Here is a 23,228-nt window from a genome sequence, read left to right as displayed (position 1 = left end):
AGTTGGAAAATGTTTGAAGTCATAGGTGAGCGAATTAACACCTCCAGAAAAAAAGTCCAAGAGGCCGTAGCTAACCGCGACGCTGATTATATCGTAGACGATGTAAAGAAGCAGCAGGAAGCAGGCGCTGCATACATCGATGTAAACGCAGGCGCAAGGATCGGTCATGAAACCGAAGATATGAAATGGCTGCTTGATACCATTCAGCCGGTAGTTTCAATCCCCCTGGCCCTCGACTCTCCTGATCCTGCGGTACTTGAGATGGCTTTTGGAATGGTTTCGACGGAACCGATGATCAACTCCATCAGTCTTGAAAAAGAGCGCTTTGATGCGATGATGCCTTTTCTCGAAGGAAAAGCCTGCAAAATTATCGCCCTCTGCATGGACGATGCGGGAATGCCCTCCTCAGCGGCTGACATCATCGCCCGGGCCGACACCCTGGTTAAGGAACTTAGCGGAATCGGTATCCCGGTGAGCTCAATGTATGTCGATCCGCTGGTGCAGCCGATCAGCACCGACAACAACAAAGGCAATATGGTGCTGGATGCGGTCAGGGGAATAAAGAGCAACTACCCTGAAATCCATATCACCGGCGGCCTGTCCAATATCTCATATGGACTGCCCCAGCGCAAAATCATCAATCGGACTTTCGTGGCCCTGATGATGGATGCCGGTATGGACTCCGCCATAATCGATCCGCTCGATGAAAAGATTATGGCGACCATCAAAACTGCCGATATGCTCCTTGGCAACGACAACTTCTGCGGTAATTACCTTAAAGGAGTTCGTTCCGGAGCTATTGAAGCGTAACCCACACTGTTTCTGCGAACGGGATACCGGAAAGTGAACAAATATTCCGGTGCCCCAAACCCTTCAGGCATGTTGTGATTTGCCGATCGGGTCGCGGACCAGACACGAGGTAGTGGATGAGTCTCGCCGTCCTCCCCCACAAGGCGAGGCTCATTTTTTTGTCTGAACCATACCACGTGAAACCCTTAAAGGGCCACAACTCCCCCGTGTCAAGCATGGTGGCGGACCGTATCGGAACCGGAATATCCCGTGCGCGGGAGTAAAAGGTGCCCCAACCCTGCCGCTAATTCCTGTCAGCAGTTACATTACTGTATTTACACCACTGTAAAGACTCGCGCCACCAGGCGCTGAGATACGCTGTCTGTTCTTTTGTTTTGTTCCGCAATAAATTGATATTATAGTGAATATCTGCCTTTTTTTGTTATCCCCGGGCCTGGCATGGATCTTGTAATCCTGATTGTGCCGGCGTCCTTGGGGATCAGGCACCGCACTGTCGCCTGCCTGAACAAAAGTAAACAAGAAAAAAGGAGCAGATATGGATTCCAGTAATATAACTGCAATTGAATCAAAAGATGTCGATGTATCGCCAGATACATTGATAACCCGTATTTTCGGCAAGTACGACCGGGCCATTTTCTGGCCGGTGCTGCTGTCGTTTGCAACGGTTATTGTGCTGGCACTAGCATATCCCGATGCCACAGCCAAGACCCTGGTTACCATCAGAAACTTCCTTATATTCAATTTCAGCTGGGCGTTTTTACTGGGGGTCGGCCTGACCCTGTTGTTCTGTATTTATCTCGCGGTGAGTCCTTTTGGCGACCTCAAGCTCGGTAAGGACGAGGATAAACCGGAGTTTTCTTTCTGGACCTGGGTTGCCATGCTGTTCAGCTGCGGGCTGGGTATCGGTTTTGTTTTTTATTCCGTTGCCGAACCGCTCACCCATCTGCACCAGTCGTCCCACGTCATAGATGCCGGGACCGCAGGAACGGCGGCCGGGGTGCCCAAGGCCATCGAGATGACCCTGCTGGACTGGGGTATTCACGGGTGGGCACTCTTTGCCCTTGCCGCCTGGGCAATTGCTTTCCCGGCTTATCGCTTGGGCAAACCGCTCACCGTCGCCACCGGTCTTTATGGACTGCTCGGCGACAGATGCAACAGTTCAATTCTGGGCCGGCTCGCCGATGGGCTCGGCGCCCTGGGAACCATCGGTGGCAACGCGGCTATGATCGGTCTTGGTGTTGCCTCTATCAGCTATGGTATAGAGACCCTGTTTGGGGTTCATCTCAGTGATCCCGGCAAGGCCGGTGTCATGATATTGCTCATTTTTGCCTACGTGATCAGCGCCGCCACAGGAATTGAACGTGGGATCCGTTATCTCAGCCAGATTAATATGGTACTCGCCGGCGGCGTGGTTCTGTTCCTGCTCCTATTCGGGCACGCCCCGGCGCAGTACCTTTTCAATATGATGACCCAGATGTGTGGTGACTATTTTAACGGCATACTCAAGTATTCCTTCTGGAGTGACGCCGGAAACTTTCAGCAGCGGGACTGGCTGGGATGGTGGATAGTGTTCTATTGGCTGTGGTGGATATCCTATATCCCGTTCTGCGGCGGTTTTATAGCTCGTATCTCAAAGGGCAGGACTCTTCGCCAGTTCATGTTCGGGGTGATACTGGTGCCGATGCTCCTGGCAATTCTGTGGTTTTCGGTGTGGGGCGGCTCGGCGGCTTATGCAGAGCTCAACGGGATCGTGCCTTTGTGGAGCAACGTTCAGGCGAATCCGGAAAGCGGGGTATACTCCCTGCTCGGTTCCATGCCCCTTGGCTGGATCATAAGTGTCGTGGTTCTTTTCAATATAATAATATTTGCCATAACCACTTCCGACTCCGCATCATTTTTTGTCGCCATGCAGATGTCCAAGGGACAGGCCAACCCGAAGGTCTCCATGCGGCTGCTGTGGGGGTTTGTCATCGGTATGACCGGTATAATATTTCAGCTGACAGGCGGGTTCAACGCCATAAAAAGCCTTGCCATTGTCGTAGGTGCCCCATTCTTCCTGGTGGGTATTGCCTTCATCTTCTCGGTGTATGCTATGCTGAAAAAGGCCAAACAAGGACGCATGTAACCTGCTAATAGTTCGTAAAGAACGCTATGTTTTCCCCCGACCCTGTACCACCTGGCAGGGCGGGGGATTTTCGTTTGTACTGCGAAAAACAGTGTGGTTGCGGTTGACTCGGGTTGTTTTGTGAGCAACAATGATCCTAAGGGATTAGTCTCTTTTTCTCTTCGAAATGGCTGTGCCAGTCAGGAAAGAACGGTGCTATGATCAGGAAAATTGTTTTGCTCATCTATATCTCCACCTTATTGGGTTCGCCATCTTATGCCGACACCAGAGAGGGTCTGCTGCTTGAGGCCATGACCAACGAGCTCTCCTGCTACCCCCTTGAATTGCTCTATTTCAGCAAGCAGCAACCGCTCATAAAAACAAAAGATATATGTCTGTCGGTGATCTATCACGAAACCGGCGGGCAGCCGCTATGGGTTGGAGTTGACGGAGTCGGGGACAGGGCTGCGGTTATTCTTGATTATCTGGCACGTTCCGATCTGGAGGGGCTTGACCCGTCCGACTACGAAGTGGACGAATTGCAGCGCCTCTGGAACGCTAGGGAGGTGCAGCAGCTGGCACGTCTTGACACCCTGTTGACTTATAATCTGGTGAAATACATCCATGACATGAGCTACGGGCAGATAAAATATCGGGCCGTCGACCCGGCGCTGTTTGCTGAGGCGGGCAATGAGGAGTTCGATCCTTTTGCAGCGATCGACACGGCAATGAAAATCCCCGATCTGAAAAAATATCTGGAGTCTCTTGCTCCCCGGCACCAGTATTATGAAAACCTGAAAGAAGCGCTGAGGTATTACCGCGCTCTTGCAAAGCAAAACGATTTCGAAAGGATTGGCGGGGGAAAACTTATCCGCCCGGGAGACACGGATACAAGGCTGGTCCCGATACAGAAGCTGTTGATGACCAAGAAAGAGCTCGGAGAAGATCACCAGTTGGTAGAAAGTTACAGCCCTGAACTTGTCCGTGCGGTTACCGGTTTCCAGTCAAAGTACGGCCTTGAACCGGACGGGATTATCGGTCCCAAAACCCTTGGCGCCATGAACCTCTCCTTTGGCGAGCTGATTATGAAGATTCGGGTCAACATGGCAAGGTGGCGTTGGCATGCACATGAGCTCGGCGATAACTATATTCTTGTCAATATCGCAGGGTTTACTTTAAAGGCGGTACGTAACGGACAGTTGCGCCTTGAGGTGCCGGTGATAGTGGGAAAGTACCAGCACCAGACGCCGGTGTTTTCAAACCTTATACGATATCTCGATTTCAACCCGTACTGGAATGTTCCCCCGAGTATTGCCAGAAACGAGGAACTGCCGGCGCTCAGAAGGGACAGGAATCATCTTGTTGAACGCAACATACGACTGTTTTCCGGGTGGCAACCGGATGCTGTTGAGCTTGATTCCACCGCAATAGACTGGCAAAAGGTGAGCAGAGCGCAGATGTCCCGCTACAAGCTGCGCCAGGAGCCCGGTCCTGAAAACGCGCTGGGAAGGGTTAAATTCGTTTTCCCGAACCGCTATATGGTCTACCTGCACGATACGCCGGCAAGAGAGCTGTTTGAGCATTCAAAACGATCGTTCAGCCACGGGTGCATTAGGGTCAGCAATCCCCTGGCCCTGGCATCGTTTCTGCTTCAAGGGCAGGATGGGGAATTTACAGCGGAAAATTTCGAAGAGATCGAGGGGTTGGAAAAAAGAAAAATCGTAAGACTTGCCGAGCCTTTTCCCATCCATATAACCTACCAGACGGCGTGGGTTGACAAAAATAACCAAATCCATTTTAATAGCGACGTTTACGGTCGCGACGCAAAGCTTATGCAAGCGTTGCTTCAGTAGCTGACAGAAATCGAATCTGCACCTATCTGCAAAAAAACATAAATTGTATTATGAGCGCACGATGGAGTTCCGCCGCCCTTACCAGGAGACGGTTTATTGTTAACGGAGTACGGGTTGCCGCAGGGCTTGTGGCAGCGACACCGGCCATTGGTATGGCCTCACAGCCCTCGTACCACAAGCTCGGTTTATATAACACCCATACCAAAGAATCGCTTGCCTGTCGCGTGAACCTGACAAGCGGACGCCCTGAAAACGTCAACAGGCTCAACCATTTTTTAAGGGACTTTCGCACCGGCGACGTTCATCCGATCGATACCGATCTGCTCTACCTGCTGTCCAGGCTTCAGAAGGCTACGGGAAACGACGATGTGTTCGAAGTGATCTCCGGATATCGATCTCCGGCGACAAACCGCAAGCTGAGGCTTGCAAGCGGTAAAGTTGCGAAAAAAAGCCTGCATATGGAGGGCAGGGCAATCGATATTCGGTTGCGAGGGGTCTCCACCAGGCACCTGTGCAGAATCGCCAGGTCTTTTCACAGCGGGGGGGTCGGCTACTATCCCGCATCCGATTTTATCCATATTGATACCGGACCGGTAAGGACTTGGTAGTCGGGGAGTCACATGACAGATGGTTCCACCCTCCCGGCTCCTTGCCGGGAGGGTGGACTGTGGGTGTATTTCCCGCTGTTGTCAGTTGACAACGGCTTTATCTCTTGCTTTTCTTTCTTTTTCTTCCCTGGTTTCGGCTTCGGCGTCTTCCACGATAGAACGCATCCTGGCCCTTACGTCATCTGGCAGCGGTGTCGGTTTATGATTCTTGAGTATGTCCCGTGCCTTTTCGGCAGCTTTTTCATGCATGGTTAAGCCGCCCGCCTTCTGCCATTTATCCCGAACCCTGCGGTCAATGAGCATCGGCTGCGACATCTTCTTCATATGTTCAAACGTATGTTTTTCGGTGATGAACTGGTTGAAGGGTCCTACCTTCTTTATTACATCGACCGCGAGGGTTTCCTCAGTTACCGGAATCCCGTTTACCGTATGTTTGATCATCCTGGCGAATTCATTGTCCATCACAAGCTGTCCGTAATCAAAAGTTACGCCTGATTCAAGCATTCCGAGACCATAGATCAGGTTGGCACCTGCCAGCGCTGTAAGAAGTCCCGTCAATGTTTTCTCATGGGCAGCCTGTCCGTCTGCTACTTTTGAATCAGCCTATCCGCCGGCAACCCAGCTCGGCAGCAGATAATATTTAGACAGTGCGGCGACGCCGGCATTGATCAGGGCGCACTCCGGGGACCCGACCGTGGCGGTGGCCATTCTCAGGTCAAGCGGACAGGTCGAGCTGCCGAACATCATCGGGGTACCTTTTCTGACTGTCTGTCCCAGGACAATTCCTGACAGTACCTCGGCGTTGTGGATGACCAGGGTGCCGGCGGGAGTGACAGGGGCCGATCCACCCGAGAGTGCCTGGGTGAGTATATTGACCAGGACACCGGCCCTGGCTCCCTGCACGATGATTTCGGTACAGTCTTTGACGAGCTTCAGGGGACTGATCGGGCAGGTGTTAAAAGATATAATCGGCCGCTGGGCCAGTTTGTCGTATCCCCCGACAATGGCGGCGGCCATGTCGAGCGCCCCTTTCATCAACCGGCCGTTCCCAGCGCCGTGAAAACAGTGCTTGGTGGTGTTTGATAAAAACGCTTCGGCGTTGTGCAGGGGCTGGACGTCCTGGTTGACGTCATGGGCACCTACCGCGCGTTCATAAACGTCGATGCCGTCAAGGTAATCGATGATCACCGCGCTTTCCTCAACGTCCTTTTTCACGGTTTCTCTGAGCTGGCCGCTGTGTATGTCTATAATCGATATCCCTTCGCCGAAATTGGTAAAGCCCACCCGGTTATTGCCGAGCAGGTAATCGTTTTTCGGGTCGCGGCCTGCCAGGGTGACACTGCCCGGGGCCGAGCGAATGGCGTCCTCCACCATGTAGGGCGGAAATTTGACAACATGAGTCTTCGGATCAACTATGGCACCGCCACCTGCTAAAATTTCTCTTGCCTCTGCATCCTCAAAGTAGACACCGGTGTGTTCCAGCACTTCAAGGGTTGCAAGATGAATTTCATACAGTTCATCCTCGGTAAACATGTTGAGGCTCAAACCACCGCTCTGCAGGTAACCTGCATGAGAGTTGCGTTTCATAAAGAACCTCCTTGGTGTGGTTTCATCTTAAGAGATCAGGTTTCAGGAAAAGACACGGTTGGCGGCCCGTGTCCTTTCTTTTGTCCCGGAAACCTAATTTCTCTGTAGGGTTATCCGGTTTTCCGCCGTGGCTTCCCGTATGGAGGAGGCCGCCGCAGAACAAACGGCTGCTGCATTGTCTGATTTACCGGATACTCATTGCTGAATCAAAAACCATGCCTGAAGTTTATTGTCCGAATTAATTATTCTGTTGTTGTAACTGCTTGATTAATAATGATTTTCTGATGCTGGCATGGCGGCAGCAGCAAACGGTCGAACAAGCGGGGGGCAAGAGGAGGGGGCAGGCGCAACGGGTGATCCAGGAGTGTAACGACACAAGTGTAACATATTACACTTGTGTGCGGTTGTTTTCAGGACTGGTCGAGACCGAATTTTTCCAGCTTTCTGTAGAGGGTAGGCCGGCTGACTCCCAAAAGTCTTGCGGTCTTGGCTTTGTTCCAGTCTGTCTTTTCAAGAGCTGCGATCAGTTCGGCTTTCTCCTCCGTCTCAGACATCTGGCCGTGGACAGCCCTGAACGTTGATTCCGGGGGGAAATCACAGATTTCCTGGGGAATGTGGTCGATTTCAATTACTTCGCCACGACACAGTACGAAGCCGTGTTCTATAGCGTGTTCAAGTTCCCTCACGTTGCCGGGCCACATGTAGGAGGTAAAAAGCTCCATCACTTCAGCTGCGACGGAGGAGATCTGCTTGTTGTACTTTTTCCTGAATCCGGTGATGAAGTGTTCGGTCAGAAGTGGGATGTCGCCGTGCCTTTCTCGAAGAGGAGGCATCTTGATTTCAACCACGTTCAGGCGGTAATAGAGATCTTCGCGGAAGTTGCCCTGCGCCACCTCTTCCTTGAGGTTGCGGTTGGTGGCGGCTATTATCCTGGTGTCGATTTTGACCGGTCTGCTGTCGCCCACCTTCTCAAATTCCCTGTCCTGGATGACGCCCAGCAGTTTGAGCTGCAGGGTCGGTGAAATCTCGCCGATTTCGTCTAGAAATATACTGCCTTTGTTGCAAAGTTCAAACCTGCCGGTCTTGTTCGCCACGGCACCTGTGAAGGCGCCCTTGACATGACCGAACAGTTCGCTCTCCAGAAGCTGTTCGGCAAGGGCCGCACAACGGACCGTTACCATATTGTAGGTTGACCTCTCGCTCAACTCGTGAATCTCACGGGCCACAAGACTTTTCCCGGTACCGCTTTCTCCGGTAATCAGCACCGTGGCGTCGGTATCGGCAACTGCCCTGATCAGTTCGAAAACTCTACCCATTTTATGGCAATTACCGATAATACGATGAAAATCGGAAGTCTCTTTCAACCGTTTTTCCAGCAGGTGCAGGCGGGTAAGATCCTTTACCACCAGGGCGGCCCCCAGGGAGAGCCCCCTTTTGTCGACGAGCGGTGAGCAGTTTATGGAAATCAGACATTGCTGACCCTGGTTGCTGGTAAATGTCCTTCTCTCGTCCTTGATGCTTTCCCGGTGGCTCAGTGATCTTTCAATTGAGTCGGCACAGGCCCGCAAAAAGGGGTTATCGCTCCGGCTTGCCAGGGTTCCCTTGAGCGGGGCAATGGGTGCTGATTCGTCGGGGGCAACACCGCTCTCTCGGGAAGAGTTGGCATTTGCGCGGTAGATCCTGTAAGCCGCATCGTTGCAGGCGACTATTTCCCGGGAGTTGTCGATGGACATTATCGGGTCGTCAACATTGGCAAAGATTGCTTCCAGATGATTTCTGTAATGGTCTTTTTCTTCGCGAATCCGTTCTTTTTCATCCTTCAACTGCTTGTTTTTCAGGGCGCTACGGGCCACCTGGAGGAGATTTTCCTTGACGATCGGCTTGACCAGGTAGTCGTAGGCACCGAGCCGGACCGCTTTTGCGGCCGTGTCGATGCTTGGCTGGCCGGTTATGACTATTACCGGAGAGTTGAGCTCCAGCTCCTTGACTTTGCCGACTATTTCAAGTCCGTCGTCATGGCCGAGGATGATATCGGAAAAGATAATGTCCGGCTGAAGGCGAGAGAGCAGTTCATACCCCGCCTGCAGATCGGCTGCAGATCTTACTTCATATCCGGCGTCGGAAAGAAAAGTCTCAAAAGAATAGCGTATCGACTCTTCGTCATCGACAACCACCACCACCGGCTTGTGTTGTTTGGTGCTCATATCCGTTGATTAGTAGAGTTATTGTTTCCAGATTGGCAGATCTATCGTTATTTCCGTCCACTGGCCGGCACTGCTTCTGACCGTAAGCTTTCCCTCATGCTCCTCTATGATGCCGTGACTGATGCTAAGTCCCAGCCCGGTTCCCTGGTCCGGCAGCTTGGTGGAGAAGAAGGGGTTGCAGACTTTGTCAATAATCTCCGACGCAATTCCGGTGCCGTTGTCCCTGAAGACCGTGCGTACCATTTCTCTTTCGCCTCCGGTGAGGGTGCTGCAGGTAATGGTGATTTTTTTATCGGGATTTCGGCCCGGATATTTCATGTTGAGGGCGTGCCTGGCATTTCCGATAACATTGAGAAAAATCTGCAGGAGCTGATGTCTCACCGCCCTGCACCGCGGGAGCTGCGGCTGGAGGTCGAGTTCTACCGCGATGAATTCCTTTTTCAGCATTGCCCCGGTAAGGTCGAGGGAGTCGGTGACACCATCCTCGATCGAGACGGCTTCTTTTTTCTCGGTATCCGCCCGGGCAAAGGAAAGCAGCTTGGAGACGATCAGCGCTATTCGCTCCCCCTCCTTGATTATTCGCTGGGGCAGCTCCGCGTGGCGGTTGTTTTTGTCGAGCCAGTGGTCGTCGACTATCTGGGCGTAGTTGATTATGCCGTTGATGGGGTTGTTGATTTCATGGGCAACCCCGGCGGCAAGTTCTCCCAAGGCCGCAAGTTGTGCGTTTCTCAGCACCTCTTCCCGCAGACGTTTTTTCTCTGTGAGATTCCTGCATACGACCACCACCCTGTTGGCTTCACCCCCGGCTCCCCAGTGTATCGGATTTACGGTGCACCAGTAGTGCTGGTATTTTCCGTTTATCAGCAGCTGCAGTTCCGTGTCGTTTCTGCTGTTGTCAGTGAAATAGCCTGTTACGAAACAGTCGTCCGGCACCGGCTGTTCCCGGTAAAAGACATCCCGATAATCCCTGCCTTCGGCGTCCTCTCCGAACACCTTCCTGCCCTTGTTGTTTATCCATAGAATATGGCCGTGGTTGTCGACCATAAGCATAATATCATTGACTGCATTGATTATTCCAGTGATCCTTTCCTCGCTTCTGCAAAGCGCCAGTCGGGCCTTGTCCAGTTCCTTGATGCGGTTGCGGGTGGCGGCAAAGGATGCCTCCATTGCCCTGGCCATCGAGTTGAACTGCTTGGTCAGCACCTCCAGCTCATCTTTGGTTTTTCTTACCGGGATCTGGATAAAATTACCGGCGGCAATCTGCGCCGCCCCTCCGGTGAGGTCTTTGACGGGAACGAGCAGCCGCTGGACGAAATAAAAAACGATCAATGCCGAAAGCAGCCCGGCACTCCAGATTATGGCAAGAAAGAGCCTGGTGTAAAAATGGATCAGGTTCTGTATGGTTGTCCAGTCGCTCTGGGTAACGATGCCCCATGAAGTACCGGGAACGGGAGCGTATCCGGAAATGACCATTTCCCCGGTCCGGTTGTGGGAGACAATCGCGCCGCTGCTCCCTCGGTTGACCTCCTTGACCGCTTCCAGATCGGAGATTTCCGATCCTATGAGGGAACTGCGGCGGTGGTAGAGTACGTTGGCCGACCCGTCTACTAAAAAGGCGTAGCTGCTTTTGCCCGACTCGTACTCCAGCACCTTGCTGTAGGTAGTTCCGATAGTTGACTTGCTGATCGAGCATATCCCGGCTACGGCACCTGAAAATCTGTTGTTTTTACCGATAACCGGTACGGCGATGATAATAAAATCCTCGCCCCCTGCCCCGGGTTTTAAAATATCGGAAAAGATCGGCCTCAGGCTCTGCTGAAGTTTTTCAAATCCGGTCTTATCCGGAAACTTGGCGCCGGCCGTCAGCCTGCTGGACGGATACGCCCAGAGGGCGAGACCATTGTCACCAAAAAAGAACAATCCTCCGTCAAAGACGTGGAGCCAGCTGCTCTTGTCTGTCAGCAGTCCGTCCATTTTGTCTACTTGCTGATCCCTGAAAATCGTATTGTCCGCAAGGTTTTGCAAAAACAGCGGATACTTGTGGATATTTTCCGCTAACCTGTTGGCGGCAAAACGGGCGAGAACGACGTCGCGCCTGGTCACCGCATCAAGAGTGGTGTTTTTGATGGTGAGCGATGAAAGAAGCGTTATTCCTCCAATGACGACCAGGTTGGGCAGCAGGGCCCAAAGAATGAGTTTTGCGTGGATTGACCGGAAAAACGTTTGCACCTGTCAGTCTCCTGTAGCAGTATGGCCATCTTTTATGAGGTTTTTCTCGATCCTGTCGGCGATTTCCCCAGGCACCCACGAACGCCACTGGTCCGGGTGGCTCTCAAGATATTCGAGGGCAAAGTTCCTGAAACTGGAAGGGGTTCGTTTTTCCTTGTTGTTACGGAGAAAAATGGCATTGAAATGATCCATGTTGATGGTCATTTTGCTGAACATTTCAATAAGTTCCGGATGCTTTTTGTAAAAATTCCTCGAGGCCACCTTGTGCGCCCCGGTATCATTGTAGGCACAGGCCTGTTGCAGGGTAGTGGCACTGGGATCTTCTGCAGAAGTAATTACTTTTTTCCATATTTCACGGGAATAGGGCGGTTCCTCGAGGATTTTCCAGTTGTCCGTGAGCATTATGGAGTTCGGTTCCCAGTAGTAGCCGAAAACCGGTATCCGCATCTTTCCGGCGTTTCTGTAAATCGATTTGAGGCTCTCCGGCGAAACGGGAGAGACGGTGTTGTAATATCGGTCAAGCCCGTATGCATGGAGCTTGACTTTATTGATATCCCTGCAAGTCCAGCCGTAGATACAGTTGAAAAAGATGCCTTTGGACGGGTCGTCCGGGTCGAGAAAGTCCTGCCAGTGATTCTTCATGTCGAAGATGGTACGGATATTGTGGCTGTCGGCATACCACCTGGAGACTATCCAGTACTGCTTGCCTCCGCTGTATAGTTTCCCGAGATCCTTTATTATTCCCTGATCCATACTGTTTTGGTACCAGACGAGGTTGTTCTCCAGCCACAGTTCAAGGGTGAGGTCTATGTCGCCGTTTATCAGGTGGGTGCGAATCTCTTTAATCGTCGATTCCACCCGCTCCACTTTATAATTGTACCCCTTCTCCAGAATGTATTCGGCTATGGCGTTGGTGAGCTGCTGAACCTCTATCTGGTCGTCGTGCAGCCGCACCGTCGCCTGGGGCTGTTTAGCGACTACTGCTGCAAACACAATGGCAGCCGCCAAAAAGACAAGAACGATCGATTTGATTGGCGAAAAGGGGAAAAATTTGTTTTTTGTCGTTCTCATGACACCGTTGTAAAATGTTATGGCGTTTTCCTGTTGAGGATAACAGGCTGCCGATAAAAATTATAGTGTTTTGTCCTGTCCCGGCTCGGCCAACATCGGTAGACGCAAAATTTGTGGTAACGTTTCGGGATGGATCCTTTATCTTTAATAATATGTGCAATTTTGGTACCAGTATGACAGCCGGATGGCCGGCGGTTCTCGAGAGAAAAGGTGGTCGCCTTTCGCCGACCGCTCGGGAGAGTGGAGCGGCGGCAAATGTTGGCGCTGTCCGGTTCTGAGGGTGACAAATATACGGTTTGCTGGCACTATGTTGATGGGACGGATGACAGGGCCGCCGGTTGTTCTGTCGGGCAAAGAAAAACTGCGGTGCGGCCGATAATTTTATGACTGGACAGGGTGCAATGGTTGACAGCAAGGTGAGCTCATTCGGGATGGAGGCTTCCGATTTTGAAGCCGTGTTCGACGCAATTATGCGCTATTCAAAGGATGGACTGTTTGTCACCAACCACGAAGGGACGGTTCTGATGGTGAATCGAGCGACTGAGATGATGGTCGATTTTGATGTATCCAAGATTCTTGGAAGAAACGTCCGGGAGATTGTTGACTCGGGGTTTTACGATAAATCCTGCGCGCTTGAGGTGCTTGAGAAAAAGCGGGCGGTATCGATGATTCAGTTTGCCCGGAACGGTAAGCGGATTCTGGCCACCGGAATCCCGATTCTCGGCGACGACGGGTCGATCCGATTCGTGCTGGTAAATGACCGGGACATAACCAGCCTTGAAAATATCACCGAAGCCCTGGAAAAAGAGCTGCTGGAGCGCGACGTTCACTATGAATTCAGCGACCTGGGGCTTGCCGCCACCGAATTGCAGGATTTTGTGGTCCGGTCGTCGGCGATGCACCAGGTGGTGACCACAGCGGTGCGTGCGGCAAAATATGATCTCACCCTGGTGATAACCGGCAATTCCGGGGTCGGCAAAAGCATGCTGGCAAGAATGGTGCATCGTCTATCCGACCGCCGCAACGGCAGGTTCGTCGACGTGAACTGCGGTGCGATTTCCGATTCCCTCATTGAATCAGAGCTTTTTGGTTATGAGAAAGGCGCGTTTACCGGTGCTTCGCCAAAGGGCAAGATGGGGTTGTTTGAAATTGCCGACAACGGAACCCTTTTTCTTGATGAAATAGGCGAGATTCCGATACATCTGCAGGTAAAATTGCTACGGTTTCTCGAGGGAGGCGAGATGGTCAGGGTGGGTGGATTGAAATCGATCAAGGTCAACACCCGGATAATCGCCGCCACCAACAGGGACCTTGAGGAGATGGTCAGCAGCGGCAAATTCAGGAGTGATCTTTACTTTCGCTTAAACGTTGTTCCCCTCAAGATCCCCCCCCTTGCCAGGAGGCGGGAGGAGATCAATCCCCTTATCGATTTCTTCCTCGACCGGTTCAACAAGGAATACAAGATGGACAAAAGGATCTCGAGGGGAGTCCGTAATGCTCTTCAATTGTACGATTTTCCAGGTAATATCAGGGAGCTTGAAAATCTTGTAAAACGGCTTGTCACGATGTCCGAGGAACAGGACATAACCATGCATAACCTGCCGCATAGATTCCATGTAAACAAGGATCGAAAGGTTGATGATGAAGCCCAGGCGACTGATCTTGAAAATGTGAAAGACCTGGAGCTGTTTATGATCAAGGAGGCCGTTGAAAAATACGGGAGCCAGCATAAGGCCGCCACCGTATTGGGGCTGTCCCAGTCAACCGTATCAAGAAAATTAAAGCAGATAATGAAAAAATAAAGCAACATTTCCTGCAACACGCTGTCCGATCTTTCCTCTTTTAATGCAAAGTTGCATTAAAATGCAGGGCGTCGATCTGAAAATGCATTGTTTCATTCCGGCGATGACGATCGACGGGAAAGGGGTACTCCTTTTTTTGGGTGGTGCCAGCTGTTGCAAATCCGGTTTTTCCTCCCTCAGTCTTTATCTGTTAACTCCCCGTTTTTATCGTAGTTTGTCCAGATTTTTCAGTAGCTGTCACCATGCGCCAGCGACTGAAGTCAACGTTTGACCTGCGTGCTGGCACACCGCTTGCTCTGTATGGGGTGTGAACAGGAACGGACTTGCCGGAGAAGTGGCGGCTTCCCGGTTAAGGCTGTTTTGTTGAAAAGGTATGCAGGCAAACATGAATCGATCGAAAGCTCTGAACAAGAGGGGATCAAAAAGATTATCTGATATTGGAGGTAACCAATGAGCACAGCATTGCCGACCCATGCACAGGTCGTAATCATAGGCGGTGGGATTGTTGGCTGCAGTACGGCCTATCATCTGACAAAGGCAGGTTTCAAGGATGTACTGGTTCTGGAGCGTAAGGAGCTTGGGTCCGGGACAACTTTTGCGGCGGCCGGTCTTCTTGCCCAGCTTCGCCAGAACAGGGAGATGTCCAATCTCGCCAAATATGCCCTTGAGCTCTATTCGCGGCTGGAGGAAGAGACTGGCGTCGCCACCGGATTCGTAAGGACCGGGGCCATAGGTGTCTGCCAGACTGAAGACCGCAGGCGCGAGTGGCTGCGCGGTGCGCAGATGGCCAAGGCGTTCGGCATCGAAATGCATGAGATCAGCCTGAAGGAAGCGGAAGACCTGGTCCCCTTGATGAACACCAGCGACCTCAAGAGCGCATTTTATCTTCCAGGAGACGGTCAGGTCGATCCGGTCGGCGCCACCCAGTCTCTTGCCAAGGGAGCGAAGATGGGCGGCGCTACAATTGTCGAAAACTGCCGGGTTACCGGCATCGTTACCAAGAATGGCGTGGTGAAGGGCGTCAGCACCGAGATGGGCGATGTCAGCTGTGAATACCTGGTCAATTGCGCCGGAATGTGGGGCCGCCAGATCGGCAAGATGACCGGGACGTCACTGCCGCTTCATGCCGCGGAGCATCTCCACGCCATCACCGTACCCATTGAAGGGTTGAAGAAACATTTTCCGACCGTTCGTGATTTTGACGGCTACACTTACTTCAAGGAAGAGTCCGGGGGAATCCTTCTGGGCGGTTTTGAGCCCATCGCCAAGCCCTATGGGATGAAGGGGATTCCGGCCAACTGGAAATTCACCGAACTGGCCGAGGACTGGGATCTGCTGGAAATATTCATGGAGTGCGGGTTTGAGCGCTTTCCAGCTCTTGAAGAAGCGCAGATTCGCCATCTCCAGGTGTCGGCCGAGAGTTTCACTCCGGATAACGCCTTCATGGTCGGCGAAGTCCCGGGAGTCAAGAACCTGTTTGTCGGCTGCGGCATGAACTCGGTGGGGATCGCAAGTTCGGCAGGTGTCGGCCGGGCACTGTCCCAGTGGATCGAAAATGGCTCTCCTGAAGAACAGCTGTGGCCGGTTGACGTCCGCAGGTATTTCCCCTGGCAGCAGAACTCCAGGTATCTGCACGACCGGGTGGTCGAGTCGGTCGGTATCCTCTATGAACACCACTACCCCAACCGCCAGCGGACAACGGCGAGACCTGTCATCTGTTCTCCGCTCCATGACCGGCTCAAGGATAACGGCGCATGTTTCTCAATGATCGCCGGCTGGGAGCGCGCCGACTGGTTCGCCCCTGCCGGGGTGAAGCCGGTCCATGAATACAGCTGGAGCAAGCCCAACTGGTTCGACTACCAGAAAGAGGAGCATAAAGCGGTTCGCAACGGGGTGGGGATGTATGACCTCACCTCCATGGGCAAGCTCATCGTCCAGGGACGTGACGCCGAAGCTGTACTGCAGCGGCTTTGCACCAACGACATCGCCGGCCCCATAGGCACCTCGACCTATACCCCGATGGTAAACGACAAGGGCGGATTCGAGCTCGATGTAACGGTGACCAGGACCGCAGAGGACAGTTATTTCATCGTTACCGCAGCGGGCACCACGGTACGGGATTGTGACTATATCAGACGCAGGATTCCGGCGGATTCGATCTGTACCGTCACCGATGTGACCCATGGCTATGCGATGCTGGCGGTAATGGGTCCCAAGTCGCGGGATCTGCTCTCGGCCCTGACCGATGCCGACCTGTCAAACGAGGCATTTCCCTACGGAACCGCCCAGGAGATCGATCTGGCTTACGCCAGGCCCCTGGCGCTTCGGATGTCCTATGTCGGGGAGCTCGGCTGGGAACTCTATATCCCGTCCAACTTTGCCCTGACTGTTTTCGATGCGATCATGGAGGAAGGTAAAAAGCACGGGCTTAAGCTGGTCGGAATGCAGGCGGTGAACTCGCTGCGCCTTGAGACCGGATATCGTCACTGGGAGTCCGACATTACGCCGGATGACACGCCTTACGAAGCGGGACTCGGGTTTGGCGTAAAGATTGACAAGGGGGAATTTATCGGCCGCAACGCTCTTGAGAAGCAGAAAGGAGCGGTACTGCCGAAAAAGATGGTGATGTTCACCCTCGATGAAAACAAGGATGTGAGGTTGTGGGGAAATGAGCCGGTGTATCGCAACGGCGAGTTTGTCGATACCCTTACCTCGGGCGGATACGGCTTTGAGATCGACTGTCCTGTAGGCATGGGCTACCTGGTCAATAAAGAAGGGGTAACCCGGGAGTGGATGGAGCAGGGCAGTTACGAGTTGATGGTGGAGGGACGGCTCTATCCGGCGAAGCTTCACCTCCGTTCTCCCTATGATCCGAAAAACGAGAGAACCAAAATGTAACAACGTGTTTTCAGCCGACGCTCTTTTACTCGAACGGCGGACGGAACTTTTACTTCAGCATTGTCGTGCTGTGTATGAGCCGGGAAACCTTCAACGAGAACCCGGAGGTTTCCCGGTACCGGAAACAAGGAGAATAAAATGAACATAGTTGTATTGATGAAGCAGGTTCCGGATACCGAATCCGAACTTGCAATAAATGATGACGCAACCGGGATTGACAGCGAAGACGTGAAAATGGCGATCAACCCTTATGATGAATTCGCGATCGAGGAAGCGCTGCTGATCAAGGAAAAAGATGGTGGAGGGACTGTAACACTGGTCTCTGTGGGCCCTGACACCGTACCCGAAGCGATCCGCGTGGCTTATGCGATGGGTGTTGATCACGCGGTCCATGTAAACGATGAGATCGATGAAGGGGTATACGGCGGCGCGGACGCCTTTACCAGCGCCAAAATCATTGTCGCGGCGCTCAAGGATATCGACTACGACCTTATCATCGCAGGAAACAGGGCGGTTGACGGCGACAATTACCAGGTTCCCGCCCATGTTGCCGAAATGCTTGGCCTGCCGCTTGTATCAGCCGTGGTGCATCAGGAGATTTCCGGGGATGCCATAACCTGCAAAAAGCTTATCGAGGGGGGCACGGCCACCGTTCGTACCTCGTTGCCGGCAATAATCACCGCCCAGAAAGGGTTGAACGAGCCGCGATACCCGGCCTTTCGCGCCATAATGAAAGCGAAGAAGAAAGATTTTGATGAACTTGAGCTCGACGACCTCGGCATCGACGAAAAGAGTGTCGGCGCAGCCGGAGCCTTTATCAAAATCAGAAAGCTCGAACTTGCTCCGGCAAGAACCGGCGGAAGGATTATCGAAGGTGCGAGCCCGGCTGAAAAAGCCGCTGCACTGGTCAAGCTGCTCAGGGAAGAGCGCCAGGTGATATGAAAATTTTACGGAGTAGATTTCTCTGTGGATGATAAGGAGACAGGAAAATGGCACAAGGTGTTGCAGTCATAGCAGAATATGGAAACGACGGCTTCCGGAAGATTTCTCTTGAAGCGGTCTGTGAAGGAAAGAGACTGGCGTCGGAGCTGGGACAGAACCTGACCGCGGTAGTGCTCGGGGCAGAGGTTGCCGAGGGCGCAGCGGAGCTTGCAAAATATGGTGCGGACAGGATCATCGTAGCCGATGATGCGCAATTGAAATCGTTCCAGGCAGAACCGTATGCTAATGTTCTCGCGGCAATCCTGCAGGAAACAGAGCCCTCAATGGTGCTCATGGGGGCTACCGCGAACGGCATCGAGCTCGGGGCGAGGGTTGCTGCAAAACTGCAGGTCGGCCTTGCAAACGAGTGTACCGGTTTTTCCCTGGAGAACGGACGGCTGGTGGCCACCCGGCCGCTATATGGCGGACGGGTTATCGCCGAGGTTGATATCGAGGGGACGCCCCAGATGGCCTCTGTTCGTCCGAACATGATGAAGATAGAGGAAAATGAGGTTCCGGTGGAAATATCCCGGTTTGCTGTCGACACCGGCGAGGTGAAAGTCGAACTGCTTGAGGAAAACGTGGTGGTATCCTCAAAGGTTGAGCTGACCGAGGCTGATTATGTCATCTCAGGTGGCAGGGGGATGAACGGTGATGATTTCGCCATTCTTGAAGAGCTCGCAGATCTTCTCGGGGGTGCCGTCGGGGCATCGAGAAATGCGGTTGACGCCGGCTGGCGGCCCCATTCCGACCAGGTGGGACAAACCGGCAAGGTGGTCTCGCCGAAGCTTTATCTGGCCTGCGGGATTTCCGGGGCAATGCAGCATACCGCAGGAATTTCCACCTCCAACACCATCGTTGCGGTTAACAATGATCCCGACGCCTTGATATTCAGGGTTGCCGATTACTGCATCGTCGACGATCTTTTTGAAGTTGTCCCGGCCATTACCAAGGAAATAAGGGCAATAAAAGGGTGATTTCGTTTTGTCGGCACCTGTCGTCCGGCCAACCTTTTGGTGTTGCCACACCGCAGGTGCCTTAAATTTAATTAATCAGAAGGACTGAAAAAATGTCACCTTTGATTTCTCCGGCAGAGTTCAGTGTGTTAGGTCTTCCGCTGCGGGTCGTATCGATCCTGATCCCCCTGGGCGGTATTGCGCTTTTTGCTTACATGGTGAAACGGCGACTCGTTCCCCTAAGAGCGGCTATGGTTGATGAACGAAAAGACCACCCGGGACAGCGCTGGGAAAACTTTTTGTCGCTCTGGCTGGCGCAGTCGCGGCAGCTCAGGTACAAGACTGCGGGAGCTGTCCATCTGGTAATTTTCTTCGGTTTTCTCATCCTGTCGATCCGGGCAGTTTCCCTGGTGTTCATCGGTATAGACGAAGGATTTGGCCTGCCGGGATTCTCCGGCGGCTTCGGTGCGGTCTATAACATCGTAAAGGATCTGGCGGCAACGGCCGTACTGGCTGCCTGCGCCGTTGCACTCTATCGCCGGGTGGTGGTAAAGCCTGAGCGGTACAGGGTTCCCGAGGGAAAGGGAAAAGACCACTCCAAAGAAGCTGTTCTCGTGCTTACGCTTATCGCTCTTTTGATGGTGTCCGAGGCCGCTTTCGAGGCGGCCATGGTCGCTGCGGGAGAGCCGCAGTTCCTGCTGCCGTTTACCCTTGTATGGCTGCTGGTGAAAGTATTCGCCGGTTTTTCCCCGGAAAGTCTGCAGACGATACATGTCCTTTCCTATTTCACGCACGATATCGTCTTTTTCTCATTTCTCTGCTACCTGCCGCTTGGTAAACATTTTCACGTCGTCACCTCCATGTTCAACGTCTGGTGCTGGCGGCTCAAGAAAGGGACCGTCAAGCCGGTTCAGTACGGAGTATCCGGGGAGGAGCTGTTTGACCTGGAGTCGGTCGGGGTAAAGAAACTCGAAGATTTTACCTGGAAACATATGCTCGATTTCTACTCCTGCGCCGACTGCGGGCGATGTTCGGACAACTGTCCCGCCAACAGTGTCGGCAGACCGCTCTCGCCACGCTTTCTGACCGTCAAGGGCAGGGACCGGCTGTTTGACAGTTATCCTCTGACGGGTGATATAAAACCAAGTGACGATCTCGTCGGCACCACCTACAAGGAGGATGAAATCTGGTCATGTACGACCTGCGGCGCCTGTGAGGAGGAGTGTCCTATCGGGATCGAGTATATCGACAAGATCGTCGATCTCAGAAGAGGCATGGTGGATGAGGGAATGGTTCCCCAGTCGTTGCAGGCTCCTCTCAAGGCTCTTGAAAAAAGGGGAAATCCCTACGGCAAGATGGAAAAAAAGAGAGCTGTGTGGGCAAAAGACGAAGAGTTTGCCGCGCAGTGCGATGTAAAGATACTTGAAAAGGAAGGTACTGCCGACACCCTCTATTTTGTCGACAGCATTACGTCCTATGAAGACAGGATGCAGGAAATTGCCAGGGCCACGTCGCGGATTCTGCAGGCTGCGGGAATCGATTTCGGGATTCTCGGCAAGAAGGAAAAGGACTCTGGCAACGATGTGAGAAGGTTCGGCGAGGAGATGCTGTTCCAGGATCTCAAGGACCAGAATCGTGAGGCCATCGCCGGGTGCGGGGCCAAAAATATCGTCACCGCCGATCCCCACGCAATGAACGCTCTGAAAAACGAGTATGAAGATATTCCTCCCGCCTCCCATATCAGCCAGCTGGCGCTCAAGGAGGTGAAGAGCGGACGGCTGCAGCTCAAGCCGGTAGCCGACCCGACAAAGATATATACCTACCACGATCCCTGCTATCTTGGCCGCCACAATGAAGTGTACCTGGAACCAAGGGAGCTGATCGACTCCATCCCCGGAATAAAGAGGGTGGAGATGGCGAGAAACCAGGATCGGTCGTTCTGCTGCGGCGGTGGCGGGCTGATGCTCTATTACGAGCCGGAAGAGGAGACCCGCATGGGGATTGTCCGGGTTCAGATGGCAAAAGATATCGGGGCAAACGTGATCGTGACCGCCTGTCCTTTCTGTCTGGTGAACATCCAGGATGCGGTGAAAACGCTGAATCTCGATTCTGAGATCGAGGTTATCGACATAGCCGAACTCGTCGCAAAACAGCTCGAACAGACGGTCGATCACCTGGAACCGGCTGCGGCGGAAGCCTGATGTAATAGCCTGTGAGATAGCGTTTTTAAGAATAACATGTGCAGCTCGGGGCCTGTAACCCCGAGCTGGCTGCCGGGAGCAACTTCCCTGACACTGGGGGATAAGAAAGAATGAGGTCTTGATCTTTATCTTGTACAGTAGCAATTACGGCACCAATACGGAGAATTCCACCCTCTCCCCCAGAGTCTGCGAAGTTACTCGTAAATCCGTGGTCCGGTCGGCACAAGTATTTTGATTACAATTTCAGGATGTTGTCCGGATTCTGCCCACTTGACTCCAGTGGTTGCTTGGATTGTATAGTATGTTAATTTGCCTACTTTGATACTTATTTCGTTCATCGCGTAAACGCGTACCAAGTGACAGGTGACAAGGAGATTGTCCGCGTTATATTGGTAGGGTTTTCAGCGAAGATGTCACTATTTCAAATTATCGTTGGATATTTCCTCTAGTTGTTTACGCAAAGCAACGTAATTTTCTTTAGATAATTACCTTTTGCATGGTTACGCTCCACTCTTTTGATTCAATTTTCACTTTACTTGGAGTAGGATTTCTCAATATTAATGAATAAAGATAACTATTTTTTGTGTCCCACCAAGATGCAAGGTACTCTGTTGTTCGATACTTTGTACCTTGGTGGGATTTATGATAGCTTCTCCATTTTCTGGTTGCTCTAAAAACCGTAAAACCCTGAAATCCAGAAGAGTTAAACAGCTTTTTATAATACTCAATAACCTCTTTAGGAGGGAAATTAGACTTCCTTTTTTCCGTTAGATTGCGACGATATTGTGGAGCTGTCCCAATGCCTTTTAAAACCCAACTGGTTTGAGCGTAGCGAAAAACAGAAAAAGAGCAATGGAGTTTCTCGGTTATATTAGGCTGTTACAAAACAAAGAAAAGATGGTTTTACCTGATATGTCGTAAACCTGCCACTATTAGGACGATAAAGTGGGAAAATTGCAAAAAACACCCAAAATCTTACGATCGCTAATTTGGTAAAATTACGATTGGAATTTGGTGCGTAACAACAACTATTCTAACTTCGTTTTTAAAACGCCTTCTTCTTCGAGTCTTTCTTTTACCATTCTTGGAAACATTTTAATTTTATTATTATACCACTTATATGATATTTTTATTCCTTCAGAATTAATAGTTTTATACATAGATAAGGTTTTTTCCCCCAATGGTGTCTTGTAGAAAGCAATTAATTCTTCGACTTGATCATAGGAAAATTTTCTATCACACTCATAATATAAAAAATTATAAAGAGTCTTTTTTTTAACAAGCTCTTTTTGCTTAAAAAAATCCTTCTCTTCATTGATTATTTCATAAACCCTTTTGGGTAAATTTTTTCTTTTTTCTTGAAGAGCTTCTATCATTTCTTTAGCAGCGTTATCAACCATTTCCTCACCCAAACTGTTTATACCAGAAAGGTCAAGCAGTTCATTGATGGCTTCTCTTTTTTCTCTAGCAATAAGTAGGCTGTTACTCGAAAAAATTATAAAAGAAAATATCGTTATTACTTTGAGGCTTGTTTTCTTCATAGCATTCAGTATTAACTCCTGGTCAGCAAATAATCATCTCAGCTATTCCCGTTTTAGCGACTTATTCGCCAAAGACGCAACTGTTCATGAGGTATCAGAGGTTGTCATGATGAATTTTAAAGGAGCAAGGCTTTCATCTACGATTTATCCGGAGATGAAGTCTTTTTTTTCCTAAAATTGACTGTTTCTTGGGCACATCAATCCATTTTCCCATGGAAATATGATTTTTTCATGGGGCTTTGATCTTTGAAACAACGTCTTTGGGGTTGAGCAAGAAGCCATTACGTTTTGAAAGCCTCCTTGCTGCCAAAAACTATTATCCGCAGGACTCTCTCCATGGAATCTACCTCAAATAACTGCATGGTAGAGCGGATGAGTTCCCA

Annotated in this window: 13 protein-coding genes and 1 pseudogene; 9 read left to right on the top strand and 5 right to left on the bottom strand. The window is 51.6% G+C overall.

Annotated elements, in window-relative coordinates; all coding sequences use genetic code 11:
- The first annotated feature begins 9 nt into the window (after window positions 1-9).
- From BLQ17_RS02245 to BLQ17_RS02230, 4 genes are all read left to right on the top strand, one after another.
- Window positions 10-810: a dihydropteroate synthase gene (locus BLQ17_RS02245; protein WP_092219375.1), complete on the top strand. Its 801-nt coding sequence runs from the start codon at window positions 10-12 to the stop codon at window positions 808-810.
- A 535-nt stretch (window positions 811-1,345) separates the two neighbouring features.
- Window positions 1,346-2,935: a BCCT family transporter gene (locus BLQ17_RS02240; protein ID WP_092219373.1), complete on the top strand. Its 1,590-nt coding sequence runs from the start codon at window positions 1,346-1,348 to the stop codon at window positions 2,933-2,935.
- Between the two features lie 197 nt (window positions 2,936-3,132).
- On the top strand, window positions 3,133-4,767 hold the full coding sequence (locus BLQ17_RS02235; protein ID WP_092219370.1) for a L,D-transpeptidase family protein: 1,635 nt from the start codon (window positions 3,133-3,135) through the stop codon (window positions 4,765-4,767).
- A 50-nt stretch (window positions 4,768-4,817) separates the two neighbouring features.
- Window positions 4,818-5,375: a YcbK family protein gene (locus BLQ17_RS02230; protein ID WP_092219368.1), complete on the top strand. Its 558-nt coding sequence runs from the start codon at window positions 4,818-4,820 to the stop codon at window positions 5,373-5,375.
- 81 nt (window positions 5,376-5,456) lie between these two features.
- Here the strand turns inward: BLQ17_RS02230 and mttB are convergent.
- From mttB to BLQ17_RS02205, 4 genes and pseudogenes are all read right to left on the bottom strand, one after another.
- Window positions 5,457-6,962, bottom strand: a pseudogene (gene mttB / locus BLQ17_RS23090) ([trimethylamine--corrinoid protein] Co-methyltransferase).
- A gap of 410 nt (window positions 6,963-7,372) precedes the next feature.
- Window positions 7,373-9,166: a sigma-54 dependent transcriptional regulator gene (locus tag BLQ17_RS02215; protein ID WP_092219361.1), complete on the bottom strand. Its 1,794-nt coding sequence runs from the start codon at window positions 9,164-9,166 to the stop codon at window positions 7,373-7,375.
- 18 nt (window positions 9,167-9,184) lie between these two features.
- Window positions 9,185-11,395, bottom strand: coding sequence for a PAS domain-containing sensor histidine kinase (locus BLQ17_RS02210; RefSeq protein WP_092219360.1), 2,211 nt, complete (start codon window positions 11,393-11,395; stop codon window positions 9,185-9,187).
- 3 nt (window positions 11,396-11,398) lie between these two features.
- Window positions 11,399-12,466, bottom strand: a complete 1,068-nt coding sequence (locus BLQ17_RS02205) for a glycine betaine ABC transporter substrate-binding protein (RefSeq protein ID WP_092219358.1) — start codon at window positions 12,464-12,466, stop codon at window positions 11,399-11,401.
- A gap of 383 nt (window positions 12,467-12,849) precedes the next feature.
- On the opposite strand from BLQ17_RS02205, the gene BLQ17_RS02200 reads away from it, so the two are divergent.
- From BLQ17_RS02200 to BLQ17_RS02180, 5 genes are all read left to right on the top strand, one after another.
- Complete coding sequence (locus BLQ17_RS02200; protein WP_143005416.1) at window positions 12,850-14,268, top strand: sigma-54 interaction domain-containing protein; 1,419 nt, start codon at window positions 12,850-12,852, stop codon at window positions 14,266-14,268.
- Window positions 14,269-14,718: 450 nt separating this feature from the next.
- Window positions 14,719-17,166: a GcvT family protein gene (locus tag BLQ17_RS02195; RefSeq protein WP_092219354.1), complete on the top strand. Its 2,448-nt coding sequence runs from the start codon at window positions 14,719-14,721 to the stop codon at window positions 17,164-17,166.
- Window positions 17,167-17,304: 138 nt separating this feature from the next.
- A complete protein-coding gene (locus BLQ17_RS02190) occupies window positions 17,305-18,108 on the top strand; it encodes an electron transfer flavoprotein subunit beta/FixA family protein (protein WP_092219352.1) in 804 nt (267 codons plus the stop codon).
- A gap of 47 nt (window positions 18,109-18,155) precedes the next feature.
- Entirely contained in the window at window positions 18,156-19,124 is a 969-nt protein-coding gene (locus tag BLQ17_RS02185; protein WP_092219350.1) for an electron transfer flavoprotein subunit alpha/FixB family protein, read from the top strand.
- Window positions 19,125-19,216: 92 nt separating this feature from the next.
- Complete coding sequence (locus BLQ17_RS02180) at window positions 19,217-21,304, top strand: (Fe-S)-binding protein (protein WP_092219348.1); 2,088 nt, start codon at window positions 19,217-19,219, stop codon at window positions 21,302-21,304.
- 1,028 nt (window positions 21,305-22,332) lie between these two features.
- Here BLQ17_RS02180 and BLQ17_RS02175 read toward each other — a convergent pair.
- Window positions 22,333-22,845, bottom strand: coding sequence for a DUF2059 domain-containing protein (locus tag BLQ17_RS02175; RefSeq protein ID WP_092219347.1), 513 nt, complete (start codon window positions 22,843-22,845; stop codon window positions 22,333-22,335).
- Window positions 22,846-23,228 lie beyond the last annotated feature (383 nt).

This window comes from Desulforhopalus singaporensis (assembly GCF_900104445.1).
Taxonomy (GTDB): domain Bacteria; phylum Desulfobacterota; class Desulfobulbia; order Desulfobulbales; family Desulfocapsaceae; genus Desulforhopalus_A; species Desulforhopalus_A singaporensis.
The sequence above is the reverse complement of the archived record's forward strand: the minus strand, read 5'-3'. Positions and strand labels throughout refer to the sequence as shown.

Bases quoted from the DNA above. Each gene is read 5' to 3' on its own strand.
- BLQ17_RS02195 (WP_092219354.1), top strand. From the start codon at position 14,719: ATGAGCACAGCATTGCCGACCCATGCACAGGTCGTAATCATAGGCGGT.
- BLQ17_RS02235 (WP_092219370.1), top strand. From the start codon at position 3,133: ATGATCAGGAAAATTGTTTTGCTCATCTATATCTCCACCTTATTGGGT.
- BLQ17_RS02190 (WP_092219352.1), top strand. From the start codon at position 17,305: ATGAACATAGTTGTATTGATGAAGCAGGTTCCGGATACCGAATCCGAA.
- BLQ17_RS02185 (WP_092219350.1), top strand. From the start codon at position 18,156: ATGGCACAAGGTGTTGCAGTCATAGCAGAATATGGAAACGACGGCTTC.
- BLQ17_RS02245 (WP_092219375.1), top strand. From the start codon at position 10: ATGTTTGAAGTCATAGGTGAGCGAATTAACACCTCCAGAAAAAAAGTC.
- BLQ17_RS02230 (WP_092219368.1), top strand. From the start codon at position 4,818: ATGAGCGCACGATGGAGTTCCGCCGCCCTTACCAGGAGACGGTTTATT.
- BLQ17_RS02180 (WP_092219348.1), top strand. From the start codon at position 19,217: ATGTCACCTTTGATTTCTCCGGCAGAGTTCAGTGTGTTAGGTCTTCCG.
- BLQ17_RS02205 (WP_092219358.1), bottom strand. From the start codon at position 12,466: ATGAGAACGACAAAAAACAAATTTTTCCCCTTTTCGCCAATCAAATCG.
- BLQ17_RS02240 (WP_092219373.1), top strand. From the start codon at position 1,346: ATGGATTCCAGTAATATAACTGCAATTGAATCAAAAGATGTCGATGTA.
- BLQ17_RS02200 (WP_143005416.1), top strand. From the start codon at position 12,850: ATGACTGGACAGGGTGCAATGGTTGACAGCAAGGTGAGCTCATTCGGG.
- BLQ17_RS02215 (WP_092219361.1), bottom strand. From the start codon at position 9,166: ATGAGCACCAAACAACACAAGCCGGTGGTGGTGGTTGTCGATGACGAA.
- BLQ17_RS02175 (WP_092219347.1), bottom strand. From the start codon at position 22,845: ATGAAGAAAACAAGCCTCAAAGTAATAACGATATTTTCTTTTATAATT.